At 47.8% G+C, this 22,123-nt stretch carries 22 protein-coding genes; 7 read left to right on the forward strand and 15 right to left on the reverse strand.

What is annotated here, in order from left to right; all coding sequences use genetic code 11:
• Positions 1-7: 7 nt before the first annotated feature.
• From bioD to A7981_RS08015, 6 genes are read right to left on the reverse strand one after another with little or no spacing between them, the layout of a single operon-like run.
• A complete protein-coding gene (gene bioD / locus A7981_RS07990) occupies positions 8-673 on the reverse strand; it encodes a dethiobiotin synthase (protein ID WP_067266870.1) in 666 nt (221 codons plus the stop codon).
• Complete coding sequence (gene bioC, locus A7981_RS07995) at positions 670-1,542, reverse strand: malonyl-ACP O-methyltransferase BioC (RefSeq protein WP_067266872.1); 873 nt, start codon at positions 1,540-1,542, stop codon at positions 670-672. The genes bioD and bioC overlap by 4 nt, the downstream gene beginning before the upstream one ends.
• A gap of 2 nt (positions 1,543-1,544) precedes the next feature.
• Complete coding sequence (bioH, locus tag A7981_RS08000; RefSeq protein WP_067266874.1) at positions 1,545-2,339, reverse strand: pimeloyl-ACP methyl ester esterase BioH; 795 nt, start codon at positions 2,337-2,339, stop codon at positions 1,545-1,547.
• Complete coding sequence (gene bioF / locus A7981_RS08005) at positions 2,336-3,511, reverse strand: 8-amino-7-oxononanoate synthase (protein WP_067266876.1); 1,176 nt, start codon at positions 3,509-3,511, stop codon at positions 2,336-2,338. Before bioF ends, bioH begins: the two co-directional genes overlap by 4 nt.
• 21 nt (positions 3,512-3,532) lie before the next feature.
• Complete coding sequence (gene bioB / locus A7981_RS08010) at positions 3,533-4,537, reverse strand: biotin synthase BioB (RefSeq protein WP_067266878.1); 1,005 nt, start codon at positions 4,535-4,537, stop codon at positions 3,533-3,535.
• 12 nt (positions 4,538-4,549) lie between these two features.
• Positions 4,550-4,945: a hypothetical protein gene (locus tag A7981_RS08015; protein ID WP_067266881.1), complete on the reverse strand. Its 396-nt coding sequence runs from the start codon at positions 4,943-4,945 to the stop codon at positions 4,550-4,552.
• A gap of 85 nt (positions 4,946-5,030) precedes the next feature.
• On the opposite strand from A7981_RS08015, the gene A7981_RS08020 reads away from it, so the two are divergent.
• Both A7981_RS08020 and trmL read left to right on the forward strand, forming a co-directional pair.
• Positions 5,031-5,729 carry a ComF family protein gene (locus A7981_RS08020; RefSeq protein ID WP_067266883.1) on the forward strand — a complete coding sequence of 233 codons (699 nt, stop codon included), beginning with the start codon at positions 5,031-5,033 and terminating at the stop codon, positions 5,727-5,729.
• A 7-nt stretch (positions 5,730-5,736) separates the two neighbouring features.
• Complete coding sequence (gene trmL, locus A7981_RS08025; RefSeq protein ID WP_067266885.1) at positions 5,737-6,201, forward strand: tRNA (uridine(34)/cytosine(34)/5-carboxymethylaminomethyluridine(34)-2'-O)-methyltransferase TrmL; 465 nt, start codon at positions 5,737-5,739, stop codon at positions 6,199-6,201.
• 70 nt (positions 6,202-6,271) lie between these two features.
• Here trmL and A7981_RS08030 read toward each other — a convergent pair whose 3' ends face one another.
• The 6 genes from A7981_RS08030 to A7981_RS08055 form a co-directional block, all read right to left on the reverse strand.
• On the reverse strand, positions 6,272-6,631 hold the full coding sequence (locus tag A7981_RS08030) for a FlxA-like family protein (RefSeq protein ID WP_067266887.1): 360 nt from the start codon (positions 6,629-6,631) through the stop codon (positions 6,272-6,274).
• A gap of 101 nt (positions 6,632-6,732) precedes the next feature.
• Positions 6,733-7,722: an NAD(P)H-dependent glycerol-3-phosphate dehydrogenase gene (locus tag A7981_RS08035; RefSeq protein WP_067266888.1), complete on the reverse strand. Its 990-nt coding sequence runs from the start codon at positions 7,720-7,722 to the stop codon at positions 6,733-6,735.
• A 61-nt stretch (positions 7,723-7,783) separates the two neighbouring features.
• Positions 7,784-8,239 carry an SH3 domain-containing protein gene (locus A7981_RS08040; protein WP_067266889.1) on the reverse strand — a complete coding sequence of 152 codons (456 nt, stop codon included), beginning with the start codon at positions 8,237-8,239 and terminating at the stop codon, positions 7,784-7,786.
• Positions 8,239-8,721 carry a protein-export chaperone SecB gene (secB, locus tag A7981_RS08045; protein ID WP_067266891.1) on the reverse strand — a complete coding sequence of 161 codons (483 nt, stop codon included), beginning with the start codon at positions 8,719-8,721 and terminating at the stop codon, positions 8,239-8,241. Before secB ends, A7981_RS08040 begins: the two co-directional genes overlap by 1 nt.
• A gap of 117 nt (positions 8,722-8,838) precedes the next feature.
• A complete protein-coding gene (gene grxC, locus A7981_RS08050) occupies positions 8,839-9,105 on the reverse strand; it encodes a glutaredoxin 3 (RefSeq protein ID WP_067266894.1) in 267 nt (88 codons plus the stop codon).
• Positions 9,106-9,107: 2 nt separating this feature from the next.
• Positions 9,108-9,521 (reverse strand): rhodanese-like domain-containing protein, encoded by a 414-nt coding sequence (locus tag A7981_RS08055; protein WP_067266896.1) that lies wholly within the window; start codon positions 9,519-9,521, stop codon positions 9,108-9,110.
• Positions 9,522-9,775: 254 nt separating this feature from the next.
• On the opposite strand from A7981_RS08055, the gene gpmI reads away from it, so the two are divergent.
• Entirely contained in the window at positions 9,776-11,347 is a 1,572-nt protein-coding gene (gene gpmI / locus A7981_RS08060; RefSeq protein ID WP_067266898.1) for a 2,3-bisphosphoglycerate-independent phosphoglycerate mutase, read from the forward strand.
• Positions 11,340-12,593 (forward strand): murein hydrolase activator EnvC, encoded by a 1,254-nt coding sequence (locus A7981_RS08065; protein ID WP_067266900.1) that lies wholly within the window; start codon positions 11,340-11,342, stop codon positions 12,591-12,593. Before gpmI ends, A7981_RS08065 begins: the two co-directional genes overlap by 8 nt.
• A gap of 9 nt (positions 12,594-12,602) precedes the next feature.
• Here the strand turns inward: A7981_RS08065 and A7981_RS08070 are convergent, their stop codons facing one another.
• The gene (locus A7981_RS08070; protein ID WP_067266903.1) at positions 12,603-13,022 is read right to left on the reverse strand and encodes a secondary thiamine-phosphate synthase enzyme YjbQ; all 420 of its coding nucleotides are present in this window, start codon (positions 13,020-13,022) and stop codon (positions 12,603-12,605) included.
• Between the two features lie 123 nt (positions 13,023-13,145).
• Here A7981_RS08070 and A7981_RS08075 point away from each other — a divergent pair, with 123 nt between their 5' ends.
• The gene (locus A7981_RS08075; RefSeq protein WP_082889272.1) at positions 13,146-14,738 is read left to right on the forward strand and encodes an AI-2E family transporter; all 1,593 of its coding nucleotides are present in this window, start codon (positions 13,146-13,148) and stop codon (positions 14,736-14,738) included.
• A gap of 19 nt (positions 14,739-14,757) precedes the next feature.
• Here the strand turns inward: A7981_RS08075 and A7981_RS08080 are convergent, their stop codons facing one another.
• Positions 14,758-15,264, reverse strand: a complete 507-nt coding sequence (locus tag A7981_RS08080) for a DUF3824 domain-containing protein (RefSeq protein ID WP_067266906.1) — start codon at positions 15,262-15,264, stop codon at positions 14,758-14,760.
• A 117-nt stretch (positions 15,265-15,381) separates the two neighbouring features.
• Complete coding sequence (clpB, locus tag A7981_RS08085) at positions 15,382-17,964, reverse strand: ATP-dependent chaperone ClpB (protein WP_067266908.1); 2,583 nt, start codon at positions 17,962-17,964, stop codon at positions 15,382-15,384.
• A 305-nt stretch (positions 17,965-18,269) separates the two neighbouring features.
• Here clpB and A7981_RS08090 point away from each other — a divergent pair, with 305 nt between their 5' ends.
• Positions 18,270-20,858: an EAL domain-containing protein gene (locus A7981_RS08090; RefSeq protein ID WP_067266910.1), complete on the forward strand. Its 2,589-nt coding sequence runs from the start codon at positions 18,270-18,272 to the stop codon at positions 20,856-20,858.
• Positions 20,848-22,119 carry an HD domain-containing phosphohydrolase gene (locus tag A7981_RS08095; protein ID WP_067266911.1) on the forward strand — a complete coding sequence of 424 codons (1,272 nt, stop codon included), beginning with the start codon at positions 20,848-20,850 and terminating at the stop codon, positions 22,117-22,119. The genes A7981_RS08090 and A7981_RS08095 overlap by 11 nt, the downstream gene beginning before the upstream one ends.
• Positions 22,120-22,123 lie beyond the last annotated feature (4 nt).

Genomic DNA, 22,123 nt, shown 5'->3' on the forward strand with positions numbered 1-22,123 from the left:
CAATAAGTTAGAGATTAAGCAACGTAGATACCGTGGCAGGCGCTATATCCAACTGCCACGGCACGAGCCCGATGCAAGGTGCATTGATACGCTGCTTGAGGGCTATGAGATTTTCTTCAAACACAGGCATTTCAGGGTCAAGCTGATTTGCAACCCAGCCAACCAAATTGAGCCCTCGGGATTCAATGGCTTGCACGGTAAGCATGGCATGATTGATACAGCCTAGCCGCATAGCGACGACCATGATCACCGGAAGGTTTAATTGAACTGCCAAATCCGCTGTGTCAGCATGCGCGTTCAATGGCACACAAAACCCGCCGACACCTTCAACTATAACCACATCTGCCTGCTGCTTTAACTGGTGATAGGCTGTGACGATGTTATCTAACGATATCTCGATGCCCGCATTTTCTGCGGCGATATGAGGCGCGATCGCTAGCGCAAAAGCGTATGGATTCACTTGGTCGATTGGCGCTTCAATATTACTGGCAGCTAATAGACTCGCCACATCTTCAGAAATCAGTCGTCCATCTTTTAGCTCACACCCGGCAGCCACTGGCTTCATGCCGACTGATTTTAACCCCTTCGCAGCAAACGCCATGACCAACGCAGACGATATAAGGGTTTTACCAACGCCTGTATCTGTACCGGTAATAAAATAGGATAACGTCATGTTCGTTTATAGAAAGTGACTGGCACAGCAGCATCCGTTGCCACCTTGGCCTCAGACTTCCAAGCATGGCCGTAGACAACTTCAAATGTGGCGGGCAATTTACCTTGAACCCTGAATTGCTCGTAAGCTGAGGTTAGTTTTTTCAAGAACCCTTTACCTTCAAGACCGCGTCTCCGGCCTTCAGTGGCGTTATGTGCCCCTATCGCTTTTAAATCGCGCATGACTCCCATGACATCATCATAGGTCAGCACATACCGCTCGACATCCAGCACCGGCGCCGAATACCCTGCACGGACAAGCGCATCCCCGATATCATGCATGTCGATGAACCGGCTGACATGTATATGCTCGGCATCCACATTAGATGCTGCGCGCAGCTCTTTCAGGGTATCAGGGCCAAAAGTGCTGAACATCAACAATCCACCTGGCTCCAGTACCCGCGACATCTCGCCAAATGCAAGATCGAGATCATTGCACCACTGCACGGCAAGGTTGGACCACACGAGGTCAACACTATGATCAGCAAGCGGCAAATGCTCGATATCGGCACAAATAGCCTCATGCGAGACCAGGCCCAGCATACGCTTAAATAATGATTGTCTGGACAACGTCTTTTTGAGCATGCTCATGGCGATATCCAGCGAAATGATACGGGCTTGCTTATAACGCTGGCCTAACTCGATACTTGCAGGGCCTGTTCCACAGCCAGCATCCAGAATCACATTGGGTGATATCTTGACGAGCTCCAGACGCTCGAACATACGTTCACGTACTTCTTTCTGTAGCACAGCCGCTGCATCATAACTATCAGCAGCACGGTCAAATGAAGCACGAACGCGCGCTTTATCTATTCGGTAAATATCGTTCATACTTAATCAACGACCACAGCTGCTGGCTCCAAAAACTGTACCAAAGCATCAACAAATTGTTCCGAATGAGAGAGAAAAGGCGCATGTGATGCACCTGCAATCACCCTCAACCGCCCAAACGGCAGACTTTGCGCAAGCCATTGTGCCGCTTGCAGTGGTGCCAAAGTATCGCGATCACCATGAATCAATAGCGTTGGTTTCTTTAATTCTTGCAGCTCGGTGCGTAAATCACTCTCCAGCAAAATACGTAAGGCTTTTTGCAATGAACCCAATGTTGGTACAGGACGCTCAGCGAATGTAGTGCGTAACTGCTTCACCGTAGCGCGCGCATCATCAGACCGCATGCACTGAAGTGTTAAGAACTTGATCAAGGTCGTTTGGTAATCTTGCCCGATATCAGCAGCAAACTTTCTAAAAACATCGGCATCCATACCATCATGCCAATCCTCGTCGTCCACAAATTTTGGGGTAGCGCCGATCAATATCAGGCGACGCAATCTATCTGGATGTGTAAGTGCGATACGCATGGCAATCAGGCCACCGAGCGACCAGCCACAGACATCTGCATTTTCAGGTAATACATTGGCTACCGCTTCTGCAACGCTATCCAAACCAGCCGGCTCGATCGGTCTGCTAAAACCCATACCCGGCAGATCAATCACATGGACACAAAAATATTTGGCGAGCTTTTTCACAATCGGTTGCCAAACACCACCATGCATGCCCCAGCCGTGAATCAACACAAGATTCGGTGCAGCTTCATTTTCCTGACCGAATTTTTCTACATATAAACTCATGCCGCCATCTCGCTTTCGGCATCGTTCAATGATTGAATCAACTGCGCAACGTCATGCTCGCTATGCGCTGCAGAGAGGGATATTCTCAAACGGGCTGTATCTTTAGGCACCGTTGGTGGTCGTATCGCAGGAACCAATATATTCTTTGTTAGCAAATACTCACTTAGCGCCAAAGCCTCTTCATTAGAGCCAACAATCAATGGTTGTATCGCAGTGACAGATTCTTCCAGCTTCCATCTTTTTAATTGCAAACCGGATTTAAGCAAGCTAATTAAGCCTTGTAAATGCACTCTTCTCGACTCATCTCGCTTGATGATTTCCAGCGCTTTGATCAATGTTGCAGATATTGCCGGAGGACTTGCCGTCGTATAGATATAAGTACGCGCATTCTGCAAAAGATAGTCGATGACGATCTGGTCGGCAGCGACAAAAGCGCCAAATACACCAGCAGCTTTACCTAGTGTCGCCATGTAGATGATGCGTGGTGAGGTCAGATTGAAATGACTTAAGGTACCGCGCCCTTCTTTACCCAATACACCAAACCCGTGTGCGTCATCCAACAACAGCAAAGCATCATACTTTTCACACAGGGCAAGCAAAGCTGGAACTGGTGTCAAATCTCCATCCATACTGAATACGGCATCTGCCACAACAAGTTTACGCGGCGCATTGCTTGTTTTAAGCATGGCTTCTAAGGCACTGAGATCATTATGTGGATATCGGTAGAGCTCAGCACGCGAGAGCACCGCCGCATCATTCAAGGAGGCATGATTTAAGCGATCGGCAAACACTGCATCCCCTCGACCGAGCAGCGCAGTCATGATGCCGAGATTCGCCATATAGCCAGTTGAGAAAAGCAAGGCAGCAGGCAATCCGATGAAATCTGCCAGCGCTTTTTCAAGCAACTCATGATAATGGTGGTGACCAGTAATCAAATGGGATGCGCCACTACCGACACCAGCAATATTCGCAGACTGTTGCCATGCATTGATAAGTTCAGGGTCGTTCGCCAACCCGAGATAGTCGTTACTACAGAAAGATAGTACCGTTTGGCCGTCACATTTGATGTGTACGCCCTGAGCGGTTTCAAGCAAACGGCGGCGGCGGGTCAACCCCGCTGCATCACGCTCTTGTAATTGAGCCGCTAGCCCGGCAAATAGTTTGTCTGACACTGAAACGTTTTAGGGAGAGACTTAAGCTGGGTGGATGCCCAGTTTGGCAAATAACTTCTTATCTGTCTCTGCCTCTGGATTACCTGTAGTCAGTAGCTTTTCACCGTAGAAGATCGAATTGGCACCCGCGATGAAACATAATGCCTGTATACCCTCATGCATGCTTTGTCGACCGGCTGACAAGCGCACATAGCTCTTCGGCATCGTGATACGTGCTGCCGCGATAGTACGCACGAACTCAAAAGGATCCAGCTCATCCGTACCATGTAATGGCGTACCCTCGACTTGGGTCAGCAGGTTGATCGGCACACTTTCTGGTGGGCGTTCCATATTGGCTAGTTGCGCAAGCAGGCCAGCACGTTGGTTGCGTGATTCCCCCATGCCGATGATACCGCCACAGCACACATTGATATCCGCATCGCGCACACGATCCAATGTATCCAAACGATCCTGATAAGTACGGGTGGTGATCACATCACCGTAGAACTCAGGCGCTGTATCCAGATTATGGTTGTAGTAATCAAGGCCAGCATCCTTTAACTGTTCGGCCTGACCATCTTTCAGCATGCCTAGCGTGGCACAGGTTTCTAGGCCCATGGCTTTGACTTCGGCGATCATCTTCAATACAGGTTCAAGATCCCGCTGTTTAGGGCTACGCCAAGCTGCACCCATACAGAAACGGCTAGCGCCATTTTCTTTCGCTGCACGAGCAGCACTTAATACTTCATCCAACGGCATCAAAGGCTCAGCCTCAACCTCTGTATGATAGCGAGCCGCTTGCGGGCAGTAGCCGCAATCTTCAGAACAGCCGCCAGTTTTGATTGAGAGTAGCGTACTTACCTGTACCGCGTTAGGATCAAAATGCTCACGATGCACCGTCTGTGCTTGATGTATCAGATCGCTAAAAGGCATTTCAAAAAGCCCCACGATCTCTTCTACACTCCACCGCTTCTCGATTTTAGATTCACGGATTGTACGTTCGATGCCTCGAATATCAATGACGGAATTAGCGACTTGCTCAAGCATGTATGATCTCCATTAATCAGTTTCTACCTGCATATCTTGCCAGGGTTCTCTTTTCGCACGCAAAATATCACGCACACCAAAAGGCACTACAATCAAAATACTTACAATCCATACGATCAATATCAAATTGAGCGTACCACCCGCTAACTTCGATAACTGCGAACTAAAATTAAGCAAAGCCACTAATCCGCCGACTACACCGTAAAAACGATATCCCGAATACTTTACGTAGTCGCAGATTTTTGCATTAGGATGGCAAGCCAAGGATGCATAGACAAAAATAGAAGCGGCGATCCATAAGAACATAGGAAAGATTGTCGGTAGTAAAATCACCGATACGCTGGAAAAAAAGGCAAAACTTTGTGCGGCATGCATTTGCTGCTTGGCAGTAATCGTTTTAGTCGCCATTATTTACCAACCTTAACTGGGCATTTTTGAGATGCCCTTATTGAGAATAGTGCTAATTATACCTTGTCAAACAGAAAGACAACAAATGGTTAACAAGTGGTTAAAATTTAATCAGTTGTTATTTCCACAAAAATGTATGTTGTGCGCAACAATGGATGGCGGCGCACTAGGTATATGCCAGCCATGCGGAGATGCATTGCCTTGGCACAACACCATACCCCAATGTCCGCAATGTGCTTTACCGTCTATAGACAGCAATGTATGTGGGCATTGCCTCACCGCTCCACCAGCATTTGATCGTATCCATGCGCTGTTCCGCTATGAGTATCCGATTGATGCGATGCTACAACGTTATAAATACCAGCATTTACTCACGATGGCCGCGTTATTTGGCGAAATGATGATGACTGAATTACCACGCGCCAATCTGCCCGACCTGATCATCCCCATGCCTTTACACCCGCAACGGCTGAAAGAGCGCAGCTTTAATCAATCCCTTGAAATTGCACGCATCATTGCCAATCGCTTAGATATCAGATTAGCTGCACAAAGTTGCTCACGCACGAGAAATACACCACCACAAGCCAGCCTGCCAATGAAAGAACGTACTAAAAACATGAAAGACGCTTTCGCTTGCAATGAAAACTTGAGCGGATTACATATCGCGGTCGTGGATGACGTGATGACAACAGGCGCAAGCCTGAATGCATTGGCAAAAACACTGAAAAAAGCAGGGGCGGCAAGTGTAGAATGCTGGGTTGTCGCAAGAACCTTACCCAGATAGCCCAAGCATGTTCGATATTATTCTTTATGAACCGGAAATCCCACCCAACACCGGGAATATCATCCGCCTGTGCGCCAATGCAGGGGCGGGACTTCACCTCGTCAAGCCTTTAGGGTTCTCACTAGAAGATAAACAACTGAAACGCGCCGGGCTTGATTACCATGAGTTCGCCACACTAAAGGTATATGAGAGTTGGGCAGAGTGCCGTCAGGCATTTATTGGCCGAAGGATGTTCGCGCTGACCACCAAAGGCAGTACACGGCATAGTGATATCCAATTCAAATCTGACGACGCTTTTCTATTCGGCCCTGAAACACGGGGATTGCCTGAAGAGATACGCACAGAATTCACACCCGAACATCGCGTACGTTTACCGATGCTGCCACACAGCCGCAGCCTGAATCTATCAAACTCGGCAGCTATTTTGCTTTATGAAGCATGGCGACAAACAGGATTTGTTGGCGGCGCATAATCTGGCGGGAGATGTTGATCGATCAACATCGATACAGGAATTAATTAGTTTTGAATTAAAAATTTTAAAGCTAAACAAATTCATCAATATGATTGCCAATATTGTGATCGCTGAGTCTTTTAGGCGTTTCAATCGATGAAGCATCCGGCTGATTTTTCTTCGCGGCATCTTGCTGTTTTGCAGCTTCTTGCGCTTGCTCTCGAACCAATTGATCAATTTGAGCTTGGACCAGTTGAATCTGCATTTGAATGAGTTTCGCTTTTTCTATGCTTTGCTCGTCTGGGGCACCTAGTACAGTCTTTAATTCTTTTACCAAAGCCATCAGTTTTTTCTTCAAACCAGCGATCGTATTGCTATTGCCTCCGCCACTGCTTGCATCTGAAGCCTGACTGACAACTGTCGCGCCACTTACTGAAACCGGACTGGCCATTTTATTTCCCTTAATTGCAGAGTCTTAACCTTTAACGGAAAACAAGCCACTTTTCTTAAGGAAATAACTTCTCGCGCATCAAAGATTATTTTTACCTACAATTAAACCGCTTCTGATTTTTGTTCTCGACTCAGTAGATTTTCAACCGCTGTTCTTGGTGACTTGCCATGAGAAAGTACTTGGTCTACTTCATAGGTGATCGGCATATCAACGCCTAATTGCTCGGCACGGCGAATCACTTCACGCGTGGTATTCACGCCCTCAGCGACATGCCCCAAGCTTTGCAGGATGTCACTTAAAGATTGGCCGGATGCCAGACGGATACCCACCTCGCGATTACGCGAATATTGCCCAGTACAGGTGAGAATCAAGTCGCCTGAACCAGCCAAACCCATGAATGTTTCTTTCTGACCGCCCAATGCCACCCCAAAACGTGTCATCTCAGCCAATCCGCGTGTGATCAGTGCTGCACGGGCATTGTTACCGAATTCCATCCCATCGCTGATACCAGAAGCAATCGCCATCACATTCTTCAGTGCGCCACCAACCGAGACACCAGCCACATCTGTACTGGTATAGACCCTAAAATTTCCACCATGCAACAACGCGCCTGCATCACGCGCAAAAACTTCATCATTGGCCGCCAAGGTAATGGCAGTAGGTAGCCCGCGCACTAGCTCAGCGGCAAAACTCGGGCCTGAAAGCGCACCCCAGTGGCGGCCATTTCCCAGCTCCTCCAAAGCAACTTCGTGCGGTAGCTTTGCTGTTTCAGGCTCTAGTCCCTTATTCGCCCAGATGACTGGCAATTGACTACCAAGCGCATTGATCTCTTTAAGGATGTTACGGAAACCTGCGGTTGGCACAACAGAGAGAATCAAATCCGCATCTTGCAGCGCCGCTTCAAGCTCACTCTCGATCGAAAGATGATCATTAAAACGGAAATCTCCAAGGTACAAAGGGTTGGAGCGCGCTTTACGCATACCGGATACATGCTCGGCATTACGCGCCCAAAGCGCCACTTGATGCCGCTGACTGATTTGCATGGCAAGTGCAGTACCCCATGCACCAGCACCTAATACGGCGATCTTCATAAATTCAGGATTTCATTCGAGGCTAGGAAAATTAAAGACTAACAAAATTCGAACAGGAAACTTAAAGTCCCCAAACAGAAGATGCAGGCACATAGCCGACTAGGCCATCACGATGGTGGACTTTTGCCCAGCCATTTGTCACTGGCTCCATCAAATCAAGCACTACATCTTTTTCAGCACGGAAGACGATCGCGGCGGCGGCATCACCAGACTGCCTAACCTCAGCTTGGTCGGCGATGACAATCACCGTGCGCTTGTTAGTGAGCTGCTTGGATTCTACCCAGTTCAAACCACCTTGACGGTCCCGTACTTTGATCCAGTCCCCCAAGTTAACGATAACTTCAACCGGATAACCCTGCCCTACTACAAATAGTTTTTTACCTTGTGCCGATGGCGCATCATAAAAAATCGCCTTAGGCACTGAGACAGCGCGATACTCAAGCGCCGAAGCCATTGCTGGCATCAGCGCAAGTAATACTGCGCCAATCACGAAATAGTAGAGGCGGATTTGAATCATTAATGTGTGATCGCGCCATTAGGCGCAACAGGCTCTTCTTGCTGCTGCTTTTGTTGGGCATAAAGTGCTTCGAAATTGATCGGGTTCAGCAATACAGGCGGGAAACCTGCACGGGTAACCGTGTCAGAAACTGCTTCACGTGCATAAGGGAAGATGATATTCGGACAAGTAACGCCAAGAATGATATCAAGATTCTCTTTTGGCACATTGCGTACTTGGAATATACCGGCCTGTGCCACTTCAACCAGGAACACGGTCTTATCTTCGATCTTGGAAGTCACGGTCACGGTGACCAGCACTTGATAGATACCCTCTTCAAGCTGTGTCGCTGTATTTGCCAGCTCAACGCTCACTTGTGGGGCTTCACGCTGGATGAAAATCTGTGGTGCATGTGGAATCTCTAAAGAAAGATCCTTGATGTAAATCTTCTCAATACCAAAAGCCGGTTGTTGATCCTGTGGTGCTACTTCGTTCTCTGCCATGTCTCTTCCTAATTGGCTGATGTTTGTACATCAGCTCGGTAATTAATTATTAATAAAAAGCGCCACTGGATTATCTGCAATCAGGGCGCTTTACTTCCTCTTACATATTCTAACTGCTTATGGCATGTTTTTAAACAACAAAGGTTCCAATTCACCAGCAACATCTAATGCGCGCAGCTCATCAAAACCGCCGATGTGTTTTTCATCGATATAAATCTGCGGCACTGTCCTGCGTCCGGTTTTTTCCATCATGGTGACACGCAGCTCGGGTTGAAGATCGACACGGATCTTATCGATATCGGTCACCCCTTTACGTAATAGTAGCCGTTCTGCATTCATGCAATAAGGGCAACTTGCTGTAGTGTACATCACGACATTCGCCATGTTTAGGCCTTCACGGTAGGTAATTTAGCTTCTATCCAAGCCTTTAAACCGCCGCGCAAGTTATATATCTTAGAGAACTCGTTTTTCTTGAGGATATCGCAAGCTTTCGCCGAACGAATACCACCCTGACAATTCACTAGGATTGGCTTTTCTCTATATTTGGCTAATTCTTTCAATCGCTCAGGTAGTTTAGCCAACGGAATGTGCTTGGCGCCCGTCACATGTCCGGCTGCGAACTCTGCGTCATCACGCACATCAAGCACAAGTGCATTCTCACGATTGATGAGCAGCACCGATTCGCCGGGGCTCAAGTCGACCACACCACCAGAGCTTTTCTTGAGTAAAGGCCAAAGCAATAGAAAACCAGACCCAACAGCGAGACCCAGCCAGATGACATTTTTTGCGATAAATTCCACTACTTGCCTTTCACACACACCAAATTAGGGATTTTACCCAGAAATGAAAGCGTACAGATGATTAATATACATAGACCAATATGAAGGCCTCTTAAGCATAATTCAAGTGGCACATATTTCAAGTTAGCAAACCGCATTAGAGACAAAAACCATCAAATCCACAAAGCGGTAAATTAAGAAGATTTATTAGTGAAATATCTCTAAAATATAAATCTAATAGATATTTACCAAAACCACCTGGAACAAAGCCAAAAATGAAAGTAACACCCGTCATATTGTTAATTCTGGATGGCTTCGGCTACCGCGAAGAAACCACGGATAATGCAATTGCTCAAGCGTATACACCAAACTGGGATCGATTGTGGAGTCAGTATCCTCATACGCTGATCAATGCATCGGAGAAGTTTGTCGGGCTACCTTGCGGGCAGATGGGTAATTCAGAAGTAGGTCACCTCACAATGGGGGCAGGCCGAGTGGTATATCAGGATTTTGAGCGCATCAATACCGCCATAGAAACGGGGACATTCTTTACCAACCCGACATTACTTGAGGCCGTAAACAAGGCCAAAAACGCAGGTAAGGCACTGCATATATTCGGCCTGCTATCGGATGGCGGCGTTCACAGTCACCAGGAACATATCTACGCCATGGTAGAAACAGCCGTCAAAGCTGGGTTAGACAAAATCTATGTGCATGCATTTCTGGATGGTCGCGATACGCCGCCCATCGGCGCGACTGCTTACATTCAAAAACTGGAAGAAACATTCGTAACATTAGGCGCGGGTAAGATCGCCTCTGTCACAGGCCGCTATTATGCGATGGACAGGGACAAACGTTGGGAACGTGTTGCACCAGCTTATAAAGTCATCACCGAAGGCATTGGTGAATATACGGCATCGACCGCACTTGATGCACTCAACGCGGCTTATGCGCGGGATGAAAAAGATGAGTTCGTAAAAGCGACTGCCATCGTCAACCCCGGCGAAACGCCTGTGACGATGGAAGATGGCGATGTCGTCGTATTTATGAATTTCCGCTCAGACCGTGCACGCCAAATTACACAAGCATTCCTAGAGCCGGATTTTGATGGTTTCGCACGCACAGTCGTGCCTAAACTCGGTGGCTATTACACACTGACGACTTATGACAAAAATGACAAAGTAGCCAAAGCGGTATTTGCGCCACAAAGTCTCTCCAATAGTCTAGGGCAATATTTATCCGCTCAGGGCATGACGCAGTTACGCATTGCCGAGACTGAAAAATATCCGCATGTCACTTTCTTCTTTAATGGTGGCGAGGAACAGGTTTTCCCTGGGGAAGATCGCATTCTTGTACCGTCACCCAAAGTAGCAACCTATGACCTGAAACCCGAAATGAGCGCCTTTGAGGTGACCGACAAACTGGAAGCCGCTATCCTGAGTCAAAAATATGATGCCATCATCTGCAACTATGCCAATTGCGATATGGTAGGTCATAGCGGAAAACTGGATGCTGCCATCAAGGCCGTAGAAGCAATCGATATCTGTATTGGGCGTGTCGTCAGCGCCATGCAGCAGATCGGGGGTGAGGTGATCGTTACAGCAGACCACGGCAACGTAGAGTTGATGCAGGACAGAACCAATAACCAACCACATACCCAGCACACGACAAATGTTGTACCGCTATTGTATGTTGGTCGCCCGGCAAAACTTGCAGCAGCTGGCACTGGCGCGCTATCAGACATATCACCCACCTTGCTTAAAATGATGGGCTTACCCCAGCCGACAGAAATGACCGGGCACACCCTAGTCAACTTTGAATCCAACACCATTGCCAACAATGCTTGATAAGAAGGGGGTTAGCTACAAGCTAGCCGTAACCCTTTTTGCTATGCTGATGACTTTTTCGCAAAGTACATCGGCTGCGACAAAGGTCGAGAAATCAAAAGATGACTTGAACCAGATTCATGAGCGCATTGAAAAACTCAAAAAAGAACTGGATAGCAATACCGAAGCTCATGCAGATGCGACCGATGCACTCAAAGAAAGCGAAAAGGCGATCAGTGAGACAAATCGCAAACTCTATGAGCTAAGCCTGCAACAGAAACAGAACCGGGCAAATTTGCAATCGCTGGAGCAACAGAAATCGGGCCTGGAATCGACGATACAACAGCAAAAGCAGCTACTCGGTGCGCAATTATATGAGCAATACCTGCATGGTCAGCAAAGCTATATTCAGGTGGTATTGCAGCAACAAGACCCGGGCGCGATTGCACGGCAACTGCAATACTTTGCCTATGTCTCACGGGCACGGGCGAAACTCATCGATGCCACCCAACAAAATCTGGGCAAGGTCGCAAAACTGAATGACCAGACAGCGGTCGCCCTGAAAGAAGTCACTGATCTTAAAGCCAATCAGGAAAAAGAGCGCCGTGAACTCCAATCGCAGAAAAACGAGCGCGGCACCTTACTCAAGAAACTATCCGCAAAGATCACAGCGCAACGTGGCGAAATCAATAAACTCAAGCGCGATGAAAAAAGTCTTTCGGATTTAGTTGAGCGTTTAGCGCGTGCCGCTGCCGCAACACCTCCGCCGAAACGCACACCACGCAAGACTGATAAAACGGACACATCAAAACCTCAAGTGCCAGTGGGGCGTAATGACACATTGCCGAGCAACGCATTCGATGGCAGCAATTTTGCAGCATTGAAAGGTAAGCTGAATCTACCTGTTCGAGGAGAGATCACGAATCGATTCGGCGCGGCAAGAGAAGATACCGGTATTTCCTGGAAAGGCTTGTTCATCAAATCAAGTGAGGGCTCGGACGTGAAATCGGTCGCTAGTGGGCGTATCGTATTCGCTGACTGGTTACGTGGTTTTGGCAACCTGATCATTGTGGATCACGGTAACGGCTATATGAGTTTGTATGGCAACAATCAGGCCTTGCTTAAAAAAGTGGGGGATACGGTCAGCGGTGGCGATACGGTCGCCGAGGTTGGCAATAGCGGTGGCAATGACGCGAATGGCGTGTATTTTGAACTACGCTACCAAAGTAAACCGTTTGACCCACTAAGTTGGAGCAGCATCAGATAGTACGTAGAATCACTCACCTATCAGGTGCAGGATAACGCGACGATTGCTTGCAACCAGCCGATGTTCATATAGAAATATACCCTGCCATTGCCCTAAAGCCGCGCGGCCTTCAATAAGTGGAATAGATAGATTGGTTTGCGTGAGCGCGGTTCTCACATGCGCGGGCATATCATCAGGACCTTCTACTGTATGGATAAATAGCGAATCACCATCAGGCACAAGGCGTGCGAAAAAACTTTCCATATCTACTAGCACATCTGAATCATAATTCTCGTTAATCAACAGGCTTGCAGAAGTATGCTGTATATAAAGCGTCAGCAAGCCTGTACTCAGCCCGCTATCGGCAGCCCAGCGGGTGACCTCGGATGTGATATCGTAAAGTCGACGCCCATTGGTTCTTACATTGATCTGGCTGGTACGTTGATTCATATCGCTTGATCCATTAGTTTCGATCCATCATTTTTAAAATTATAATGCTATTTATATTCAGTCACTTGATTTAAGTAATGGTAGGATTACTACCATTACTGAATCTATAAAAACAATACCCTCATGCTATTACGTTATTTCCGCCAAGATATAGAGCCCGCCCACTTGGCTTTGCTACGTGCGATACCTCTATTTGCCGACTTGAAAACGCATGAACTTGCCACGCTGGATGATGTGCTGCATCAGCGTACTTATGTAAAGAACGAGATCATCTTCGATCAGGATGAAGAAGGTCAGGCGGTCTATTTTATTGTCACTGGCAAAGTGCAGATAAGCCGTCATGGCATGGCGGAACCATTAGCCGAAATGGATGCGGGACAATTCTTCGGTGAGCGAGCGTTGCTCGAAGGCAGCCCGCGATCAGCGCAAGTCAAGGCCATTGAAGACTGTACGATAGCCGTGTTGTTTCGCGATGATTTTCTGGGCTTGATGCATACCCATCCGGATATTGCAGCCTCGATCACAGAACATTGCAGCCTCATCAACGCGCTCTATCGCGATATTGATACCACAGCGATCAACCCAGCCACATTGGCAACACATCGCGATATCCCCGGCCCGATCACTTGGGGTTGCATCATTGCGGCCACTTGTTTGCTGCTGCTGATATTCAAGAAAATACTCTGGCTGGTCTTGCCATTCCTGTTGGCACTCATGCTCTATTATTCGCTTGCACCGATAGCAAAAAAGATGGTGCAGTCAGGATTTAGCCATCGTCTTGCAGCAGTATCACTCAGTGGTGCCTTTCTGCTCGTAATCGGCATCGGGCTGATTCTGTTCTACCCATTGGCTATCGCACATGCAGAGAAATGGCAGGCTTCGCTGATGCATTATCTCTCTGGCGGGGTCACGCTGCTAGAAGAGATCATTCACGGATTACAGCATCGGTTTAAGTTTTTACAAAACTCGCAATTCGGTAACGACCTGTACCAGCAGTTCCGCGATTTCTCCGAACACTTTTCAGATAAATATATAGGCAGTATCGCATTAGGCGTCGCGGCTTGGTTACCCTCTCTATTGCTCGCCCCTATCATCAGTTTCTTTTTGCTGAAAGATGCAGCCTATCTGCGCAAAATGATCGGCGGAGCCGTGCCGAATGCGTTTTTTGAAAAAACGCTATACCTGATTCATGCCGTGGACCGTACCGCAAGATTGTATTTTGTTGGCCTGCTCAAGATCGCAGTGATAGATACTGTATTGGTATCCGCGGGCCTATGGGCACTAGGTGTATCACCTGCTTTTTTACTCGGCATACTGGTAGCCGTGCTTTGCTGGATACCTTACCTGGGCCCATTGCTTGGCTTTGCAATCGTCATGATGGTGGCAGCATCTGACTCACCGGGTAACCTGCCGCTATTTTATAGCATCATCGGTTTATTCATCACGATGCGCATACTGGATGACTTTCTATTCTTGCCTTTAATCGTTGGCAAGAGCCTGCGCATCCATCCATTACTCACAGTCATGATGTTCCTGATCGGTGAAGCGATCGCAGGCGTTGCAGGGTTGATGCTGGCGATCCCAATTCTCGGGGTAGTGATGGTATTGGGTGAAACGCTAGAGATCATCCTCACGGATAAACGGTTGCAGGCGCGCCACCGCTTCTCGCAAAAGCTGCGCTGGCGCTCAGCTAATCGAGACCTGACTCAAAGCTGAGCTTTCTTATACCTAAGTCTTACCAGCCGTACCCGTAACGAAAGCTTGGCCCATAGGGACGACGCCAAGCGGGACCATAGCTATAACCCCACCAAGGGTCATAATAAGGTTGTGAACGCCATAGATACTCGCGTTTCAGGCGCTCTTGCTCCAGTTTCTTTTCTTTTTCGCGCTTATTGATCTCATCAGCAAAGCCATCTCTCACTGCCTGCTCACGTGCGGCGTAAATAAAATCAAGCACCTTACCATCGACACCCTGCTTGCTTAAATCAACAGCTTGAGATGGCGTGATGTCATAGCGAGAGTTACTTGCCTTGATCTTTTCAATGATCTGGTCAGCAGGTACCTTTTGCTTGGACAGATTAACGATTTCATCCAATGTCAGGTTAGGCACCGGCTTGGGCATAATGCGCTCAAGCTCTTCTGGAGAGATGCGCTGTATCTGCGGCTCCTGCACCGTATTTGTGGCGCAGCCAGAGACGCTCACCAACAAACCAGCCACTATAATGATCGATAGCTTATGCATCTTCTCTCCGAGTCCGGGTGCATACCCGGTACAAATATAATCAAATTCAATCAGGATGAACCATTACCGATTATGACTGCTTATTTCGGTAAAGATTCATCCGTCGTACACTCTTTATCAGGCCTTGCTAAACAGCATCTTACCGCCTTTAAAATCTACTTTGATCGTATCTTTAGGGGCAAAAACACCACCCAGTATCTCGCGAGCCAGCGGATTTTCGATCTCCGACTGTATCGCACGTTTCAATGGGCGTGCACCATAGACGGGATCGAAGCCGGCATTGGCAATCTCGGCCAAAGCAGCATCTGTCACTTGCAATTTCATATCCATCGCAACAACACGTTTGGTCAGATTCTGTAATTGAATACCCGCAATCGACTTCACATGTGACTCGCCCAATGCATGAAAAACGACTACCTCATCGATTCGGTTGACAAACTCCGGACGAAAATTCGCTTTTACCTCGCCCATCACCGCAAGTTTGATGACCTGATAATCGTCACCGGTCATATTCTGGATCATCTGGCTGCCAAGATTGGAGGTCATGATGATGACCGTATTCTTGAAATCCACGGTGCGTCCCTGACCATCCGTCAAACGACCATCGTCCAGCACCTGCAACAATACGTTGAATACATCGGGGTGGGCCTTCTCAACTTCATCAAGCAGGATGACGCTATATGGCTTCCGGCGAACGGCCTCAGTCAAGGTACCACCTTCCTCGTATCCCACGTAACCAGGTGGCGCGCCGATCAAACGAGATACAGAATGCTTCTCCATGAACTCACTCATATCGATACGAACCAAATGATCTTCCGAATCAAACAAGAACCCTGCCAGCGCTTTAGTCAGTTCTGTTTTACCGACACCCGTAGGCCCCAAAAACAGGAATGAGCCATATGGGCGATTAGGATCTGACAAACCTGAGCGTGAACGGCGAATTGCATCAGATACCAAGCGCACTGCTTCATCCTGCCCAACCACGCGCTCATGCAACCGATCTTCCATGGTCAGCAATTTATCGCGTTCTCCCTGCAACATCTTGGAAACCGGGATGCCCGTTGCACGGCTGACGACTTCAGCGATCTCTTCTGCACCTACTTGCGTACGTAGCAATCGGTGCTTACCAACAGCGACTTCCTGACTTGAATCGGCACTTTTAAGTTGCGCTTCAAGCTGTGGCAATTTGCCATATTGGAGCTCGGAAACCTTTTGCCACTCACCTTTACGAGTAGCCTCTTCCATTTGTAATTTAAGCTTTTCTATGGCTTCGCGAATATGCGATGAACCCTGCAACTGGGCTTTTTCCGCTTTCCAGATTTCCTCAAGGTCAGCATATTCCTTACTTAAACGCGCAATCTCTTCCTCGATTAACTCAAAGCGTTTTTTGGAAGCTTCGTCTTTTTCACGACGCACAGCCTCACGCTCGATCTTCAACTGAATCAAACGACGATCAAGTTTATCCAGCACTTCTGGTTTTGAGTCGATCTCCATCTTGATGCGCGATGCAGCCTCATCAATCAAATCAATGGCTTTGTCAGGCAGGAATCGATCCGTAATATACCGATGAGATAACTCTGCCGCAGCCACAATGGCAGGGTCAGTGATATCCACGCCATGATGCAGCTCATATTTCTCCTGCAAACCACGTAGTATCGCAATGGTCGCCTCCACACTCGGCTCATCGACCATCACTTTTTGGAAACGGCGCTCAAGTGCTGCATCTTTTTCGATATATTTACGATATTCATCCAGTGTGGTCGCACCTACACAATGGAGCTCGCCACGCGCTAAAGCAGGTTTGAGCATATTGCCTGCATCCATCGCGCCTTCAGCTTTGCCAGCACCAACCATGGTATGCAGTTCATCGATAAAGACGATGGTCTGACCTTCATCCAATGCCAGCTCTTTTAATACATTCTTCAGCCGCTCTTCAAACTCACCTCGATACTTGGCACCTGCCAATAACGAGGCCATATCAAGCGAGAGCACTCGCTTGTTCTTGAGGCTATCCGGCACCTCACCATTGACGATACGTTGCGCAAGCCCTTCAACAATCGCAGTCTTACCAACCCCCGGCTCACCGATCAGCACAGGGTTATTCTTTGTCCTGCGCTGCAATACCTGAATCGCACGGCGAATCTCATCATCTCGACCAATCACAGGGTCGAGCTTACCGCTACGCGCCCTTTCAGTCAGGTCAAGCGTATATTTCTTAAGAGACTCACGATTACTTTCAGACTCTTGACTATTCACATGTTCACCACCACGCACAGCCTTGATAGCTGCCTCAAGTGCGCTCTTACTCAAGCCTGCCTTTTTAAGCAACTTGCCGGTTTCACCTTTATCTTCAGCCAGCACCAGCAAGAACACTTCGCTAGCAATAAAGCTATCGCCGCTTTTTTGTGCCTGTTTATCTGTGAGGTTAAGCAGGTTATTCAAATCACGTGAGATGCTGACATCGCCAGCATTATTCTCGACCTTGGGTAATTGATTGATGGCCAACTGCAATGAGGCCTTTAACGGCTCAAAATTAGCGCCCGCACGTGCCAGTAAAGACTGTGTACCGCCATCTTCCTGATTCAACAAAGCAGCCAAAAGATGTTGCGGCTCGATGCTTGGATTATCGTTGGCAACAGCCAAGCTCTGAGCATCATTCAGGGCTTGCTGGAATTTGGTTGTAAGTTTGTCAAAACGCATTGCGCTCTCCACATTAAAAAACTGGTTACCTCTAAGGTGGGGGAAGGCTTCAAGTATTTCAAGATTTATTACTTTTTGCCGATAATTTATTACCAACAAACCGAAATAAAATGGCATTATTTACAACTAGATATAAAGCAATCATCGCTAAGGCTGAATAAATTGGCGGGTTTATGCGGCATAAGGCTTTGTTGCGAGAATATCTCCTAGTAGAATTCGGGATGTTATGCCTTTGTACGTAACGCCAGATGTGAATAAGAATACGAAAAACGATCTCACGACCAAGGGAATGAGTACCAAAGCATATGCAGCCAAGCAATACATCATTAATGCAACGACTGGTCAACAGTCTCAAAGATGTTGCACTTATTGCTACTGATGCAAAACTTAATATTCATTACGCCAACCCCTACGCTTGCGAGTTATTCGGTTTATCCAATGCAGAGATCGAATCCGGAAAAGGCCATTTACCGGTCACCGTGGTCAAGCGAATATGGATAGAACTCAAAAAGTCTAATGAAACCTTCACCCTTCAATATGCAGTAGCGCGCAAACTCAAAACCCTCAAGATATTCATCTCCAATCTGGAAGATGTTCAGTTGGAAGGCAACATTCAAAAACTGGGTTATGTCATCCATGTGCATGACATCACTGACCACCAGATCACAGAAAGCACGCTGCATGACCGCAGTGCAATATTAGATGCGCTGATCTCTTGTGATTGGCTTTTGCACTCGGCCGAAGCCTGGCAAAAAGTAGCGCCGAGCGTTTTGGAACTCTTAAGTCTTGCATCACACTTTAGCCGCGCGACATTATTGAAAAACAATGTCATTGATAATGGCAAGGCACTGAACTCCATCATGCTGCATCAGTGGGTCAGCCCTGATCTAGTCGTGACCAATAGCAGCTATGAATCGATCAACTACCTGAAGAACGGTTGCAATCGTTGGGTAAGTACGCTTCGACAAGGCGAGGCGCTGTATGGTGATATAGACGAATTCCCCGCAGATGAACAAGCGTTTCTTAATCAGCACGGCACCCAATCTATCGCTGTAGTCCCTGTGTTTGCTGGCAACCAATGGTGGGGCGTCATCGTCATCGAGCGGAGTAAAGACCTGCCTGAGATATCATCCCACGAACTGGATGCACTCATGGCCATTGGCAGATCATTTGGTGTCGCGATCCAAAGAGAGTCAGCAGGCAATCGTTTACATCAAGCCAAGATAGCATTCGAAAGTGCTGTCGAGGGCATCATGATCACCGACGAGAATACGCGCATCATCGCCATCAACCAGAGCTTCACCGACATTACCGGTTATTCAGAAGAGGATGTCATCGGTAGCGTGCCTAACGTGCTGCATCATGAGACGCATGACTCAGAGTTCTACAAGGAGTTATGGGATACGCTGGCACAGGATGGTCGCTGGCGTGGGGAAATATGGAATACCCGCAAAGATGGCGAACAATATGCGGAATGGCTGACGCTGACATCAGTAAAAGATGAAGAAGGTCAGATCATCAACTACGTGGGCGTATTCGCCGACATATCTGAAATCAAGCACTCCCAGAATCGCCTCAACGAGTTGGTCAACCGCGACCCGCTCACAGGCCTACCCAATCGCCGTCTGCTCAATGAGCTATTAGATCACGCGATCAAACGTGCAGAGAGAGAGCAGAACCAGATCGCACTCCTGTTCGTTGATTTGGATCGATTCAAAGCCATTAATGACACCTTGGGACATCATGTCGGCGACCAACTTCTTTTTGAAGTTTCTAAACGCATCAGTCAGGCAGTCCGTGAAAGCGATGCCGTCGCCAGACTGGGAGGCGACGAGTTCCTAGTGATGATGGATCTGTTGCGCAAGAATGAAGATGCGGAAACCGTTGCAAGAAAGATCATCAACTCATTGCAAACTGAATTTGTCATTGATGGGCGCGAGCTCTTCATCGGGGCAAGTGTCGGCATTGCAATTTACCCCACTGATAGTACTGATGTAGAGGGACTAATCAAAGCCGCCGACATTGCGATGTATCACGTAAAAAGTCGCGGAAAGAATAATCTTTGCTTCTACTCAGCAGACCTGAGCAAAAATGCCGTTGAGCGTTTCACTTTAGAAAACCACTTGCGCAAGGCACTTGAACGCAACCAGTTTGAAGTTTATTATCAGCCGCAAGTATCAATCAAGACTGGCGACATCATCGGTGCAGAAGCACTGCTACGCTGGCAACACCCTGAATTAGGCATGGTTTCACCTGCGAAATTCATCCCGTTAGCAGAAGAGACCGGGCTGATCGTCCAGATCGGCGAATGGGTATTAAGACAATCGGCCCTACAAGCCGCCGCATGGGAAAATGCAGGGCTCGTGTTAAATCGGCTCTCGGTGAATGTCTCCGGCGTACAGATTCAACGCAGTAACTTTGCGGACACGGTATATGGCATACTGATTGAAACAGATTGCCAACCGAGTTTGCTAGAGCTTGAAATCACCGAAAGCACGGTGATGCATAATACCGAATACGTGATTAGCGTATTTGACCGTATTAAACGTTTAGGATTAAGGCTGGCGATCGATGACTTTGGTACCGGGTATTCATCGCTTTCTCATTTAAAACGGTTACCATTAGATAAAATAAAAATTGATCAATCGTTTGTTCGCGAACTACCCCACAACACTGACGATGCCGCGATTGCCAACGCAATCTACGCAATGGCAAACAGCCTAGGTTTTAAAGTCATCGCAGAGGGGGTGGAGACCACGGCACAGGCAGACTTTCTGCTCGACATGGGATGCGAAGAAGCACAGGGGTACTTATACAGCAGGCCAGTGAATGCATCTGATTTCACGCAATTACTGATCGCTGGTAAGTTGGGGAAAGAAAAAAATGCAAACTAAGCATCACTTTATCGATATCGACCAATTGCGCGTTGGTCTATATATCCATCTAGACTTGGGCTGGATGGATCATCCGTTCACTTTTAGCAATTTCAAACTCAAAGATGAAGGGCAGATTGCAAAAGTCCGCAAAATCGGATTGAAACAATTGCGTTATGACCCGAAGCGCAGCGACTGCGAACCCTTACCACTCAATGAAACCGTGAATAGCAGATCCGTCATCTCAAAAGCGCAAGCCAGTGCCGAGATCGCATTGCGTCAGGATAGCGAGAAAATATATACCGATAGGCTGAAAAAACTTCACGAAGCGATGGAAGAGAGCGAGAGAAAATTCATCCTCGCGTCAGATATCTCCAAAAAAGCCATCGCCAATATTGAAGATAATCCACAAGCATCCATCCATCAGGCAAAGCAAATGCTCGATGACATGGTGCATACCACATTGACTGAGCCAGATATCGCGATGCACGCCATCAATGGCAGCAATTCGGATGATAAACATCATCTGCACCCGCTCAATGTCACCGTGCTTTCACTCATGCTTTCAAAATCAATGAGCATGACAGCTGAAGATACCCATACCCTAGCGTTAGCAGCCCTGTTCCACGACACAGCCAAGGCAAACTATCCTGATATCCCACTGGAGGCAAGCCATCTCACTCCGGTTGCGTTACGCTTTACAGAACAACATACCGTCCATAGCGCAGAGATCGCGAAGAAGTCGGGATTATCGGAACATATCGAAAAAGTCATCCTGCAACACAATGAGTTCATCGACGGCTCCGGTTATCCTAGCAAGTTGAAGGATGGCACCATAGACCCGCTCGCCAGAATTGTTTCTGTTGTGAATGTGTATGACAGTCTTTGCAATCCGGCAGATCATGCGCACGCAATGACGCCCTATGAAGCGCTGAAATTCATGTTTAGCAATATGAAATCTAAATTTGATGAAGGCATCCTGAAACAATTCATCAAATGTCTCGGCGTCTATCCTCCGGGGAGTGTCGTCCAACTATCGAGCGGCATGCACGGCATTGTCGTCTCGGTGAACCCGGGCAAACCGCTTAAGCCCTTTGTGATGGTGCACGAACCCATTGCAAAAAGAGAGAAGCCATTAGTGCTTGATTTGCGTACTGAAGCTACTTTGACCATCGGCGCTTGCATCAGACCCCATCAATTACCACCAGAAGCATTGATCTACCTGAACCCGCGGCGACATGTCAGCTATTTTTTGGATACCGACCTAGCTAAAGACAAATAAGCCA

Source organism: Methylovorus sp. MM2, assembly GCF_001648895.1.
Lineage (GTDB): Bacteria > Pseudomonadota > Gammaproteobacteria > Burkholderiales > Methylophilaceae > MM1.

Excerpts from the sequence above, each read along its gene's own strand:
- bioB (WP_067266878.1), bottom strand. The coding sequence starts at position 4,537 with ATGCTTGAGCAAGTCGCTAATTCCGTCATTGATATTCGAGGCATCGAA.
- clpB (WP_067266908.1), bottom strand. The coding sequence starts at position 17,964 with ATGCGTTTTGACAAACTTACAACCAAATTCCAGCAAGCCCTGAATGAT.
- bioC (WP_067266872.1), bottom strand. The coding sequence starts at position 1,542 with ATGAACGATATTTACCGAATAGATAAAGCGCGCGTTCGTGCTTCATTT.
- bioH (WP_067266874.1), bottom strand. The coding sequence starts at position 2,339 with ATGAGTTTATATGTAGAAAAATTCGGTCAGGAAAATGAAGCTGCACCG.
- A7981_RS08095 (WP_067266911.1), top strand. The coding sequence starts at position 20,848 with ATGCAAACTAAGCATCACTTTATCGATATCGACCAATTGCGCGTTGGT.
- A7981_RS08020 (WP_067266883.1), top strand. The coding sequence starts at position 5,031 with ATGGTTAACAAGTGGTTAAAATTTAATCAGTTGTTATTTCCACAAAAA.
- gpmI (WP_067266898.1), top strand. The coding sequence starts at position 9,776 with ATGAAAGTAACACCCGTCATATTGTTAATTCTGGATGGCTTCGGCTAC.
- trmL (WP_067266885.1), top strand. The coding sequence starts at position 5,737 with ATGTTCGATATTATTCTTTATGAACCGGAAATCCCACCCAACACCGGG.
- A7981_RS08080 (WP_067266906.1), bottom strand. The coding sequence starts at position 15,264 with ATGCATAAGCTATCGATCATTATAGTGGCTGGTTTGTTGGTGAGCGTC.
- grxC (WP_067266894.1), bottom strand. The coding sequence starts at position 9,105 with ATGGCGAATGTCGTGATGTACACTACAGCAAGTTGCCCTTATTGCATG.
- bioD (WP_067266870.1), bottom strand. The coding sequence starts at position 673 with ATGACGTTATCCTATTTTATTACCGGTACAGATACAGGCGTTGGTAAA.
- A7981_RS08030 (WP_067266887.1), bottom strand. The coding sequence starts at position 6,631 with ATGGCCAGTCCGGTTTCAGTAAGTGGCGCGACAGTTGTCAGTCAGGCT.
- A7981_RS08070 (WP_067266903.1), bottom strand. The coding sequence starts at position 13,022 with ATGAATCAACGTACCAGCCAGATCAATGTAAGAACCAATGGGCGTCGA.
- secB (WP_067266891.1), bottom strand. The coding sequence starts at position 8,721 with ATGGCAGAGAACGAAGTAGCACCACAGGATCAACAACCGGCTTTTGGT.
- A7981_RS08090 (WP_067266910.1), top strand. The coding sequence starts at position 18,270 with ATGCAGCCAAGCAATACATCATTAATGCAACGACTGGTCAACAGTCTC.
- A7981_RS08040 (WP_067266889.1), bottom strand. The coding sequence starts at position 8,239 with ATGATTCAAATCCGCCTCTACTATTTCGTGATTGGCGCAGTATTACTT.
- A7981_RS08015 (WP_067266881.1), bottom strand. The coding sequence starts at position 4,945 with ATGGCGACTAAAACGATTACTGCCAAGCAGCAAATGCATGCCGCACAA.
- A7981_RS08035 (WP_067266888.1), bottom strand. The coding sequence starts at position 7,722 with ATGAAGATCGCCGTATTAGGTGCTGGTGCATGGGGTACTGCACTTGCC.
- A7981_RS08075 (WP_082889272.1), top strand. The coding sequence starts at position 13,146 with ATGCTATTACGTTATTTCCGCCAAGATATAGAGCCCGCCCACTTGGCT.
- A7981_RS08065 (WP_067266900.1), top strand. The coding sequence starts at position 11,340 with ATGCTTGATAAGAAGGGGGTTAGCTACAAGCTAGCCGTAACCCTTTTT.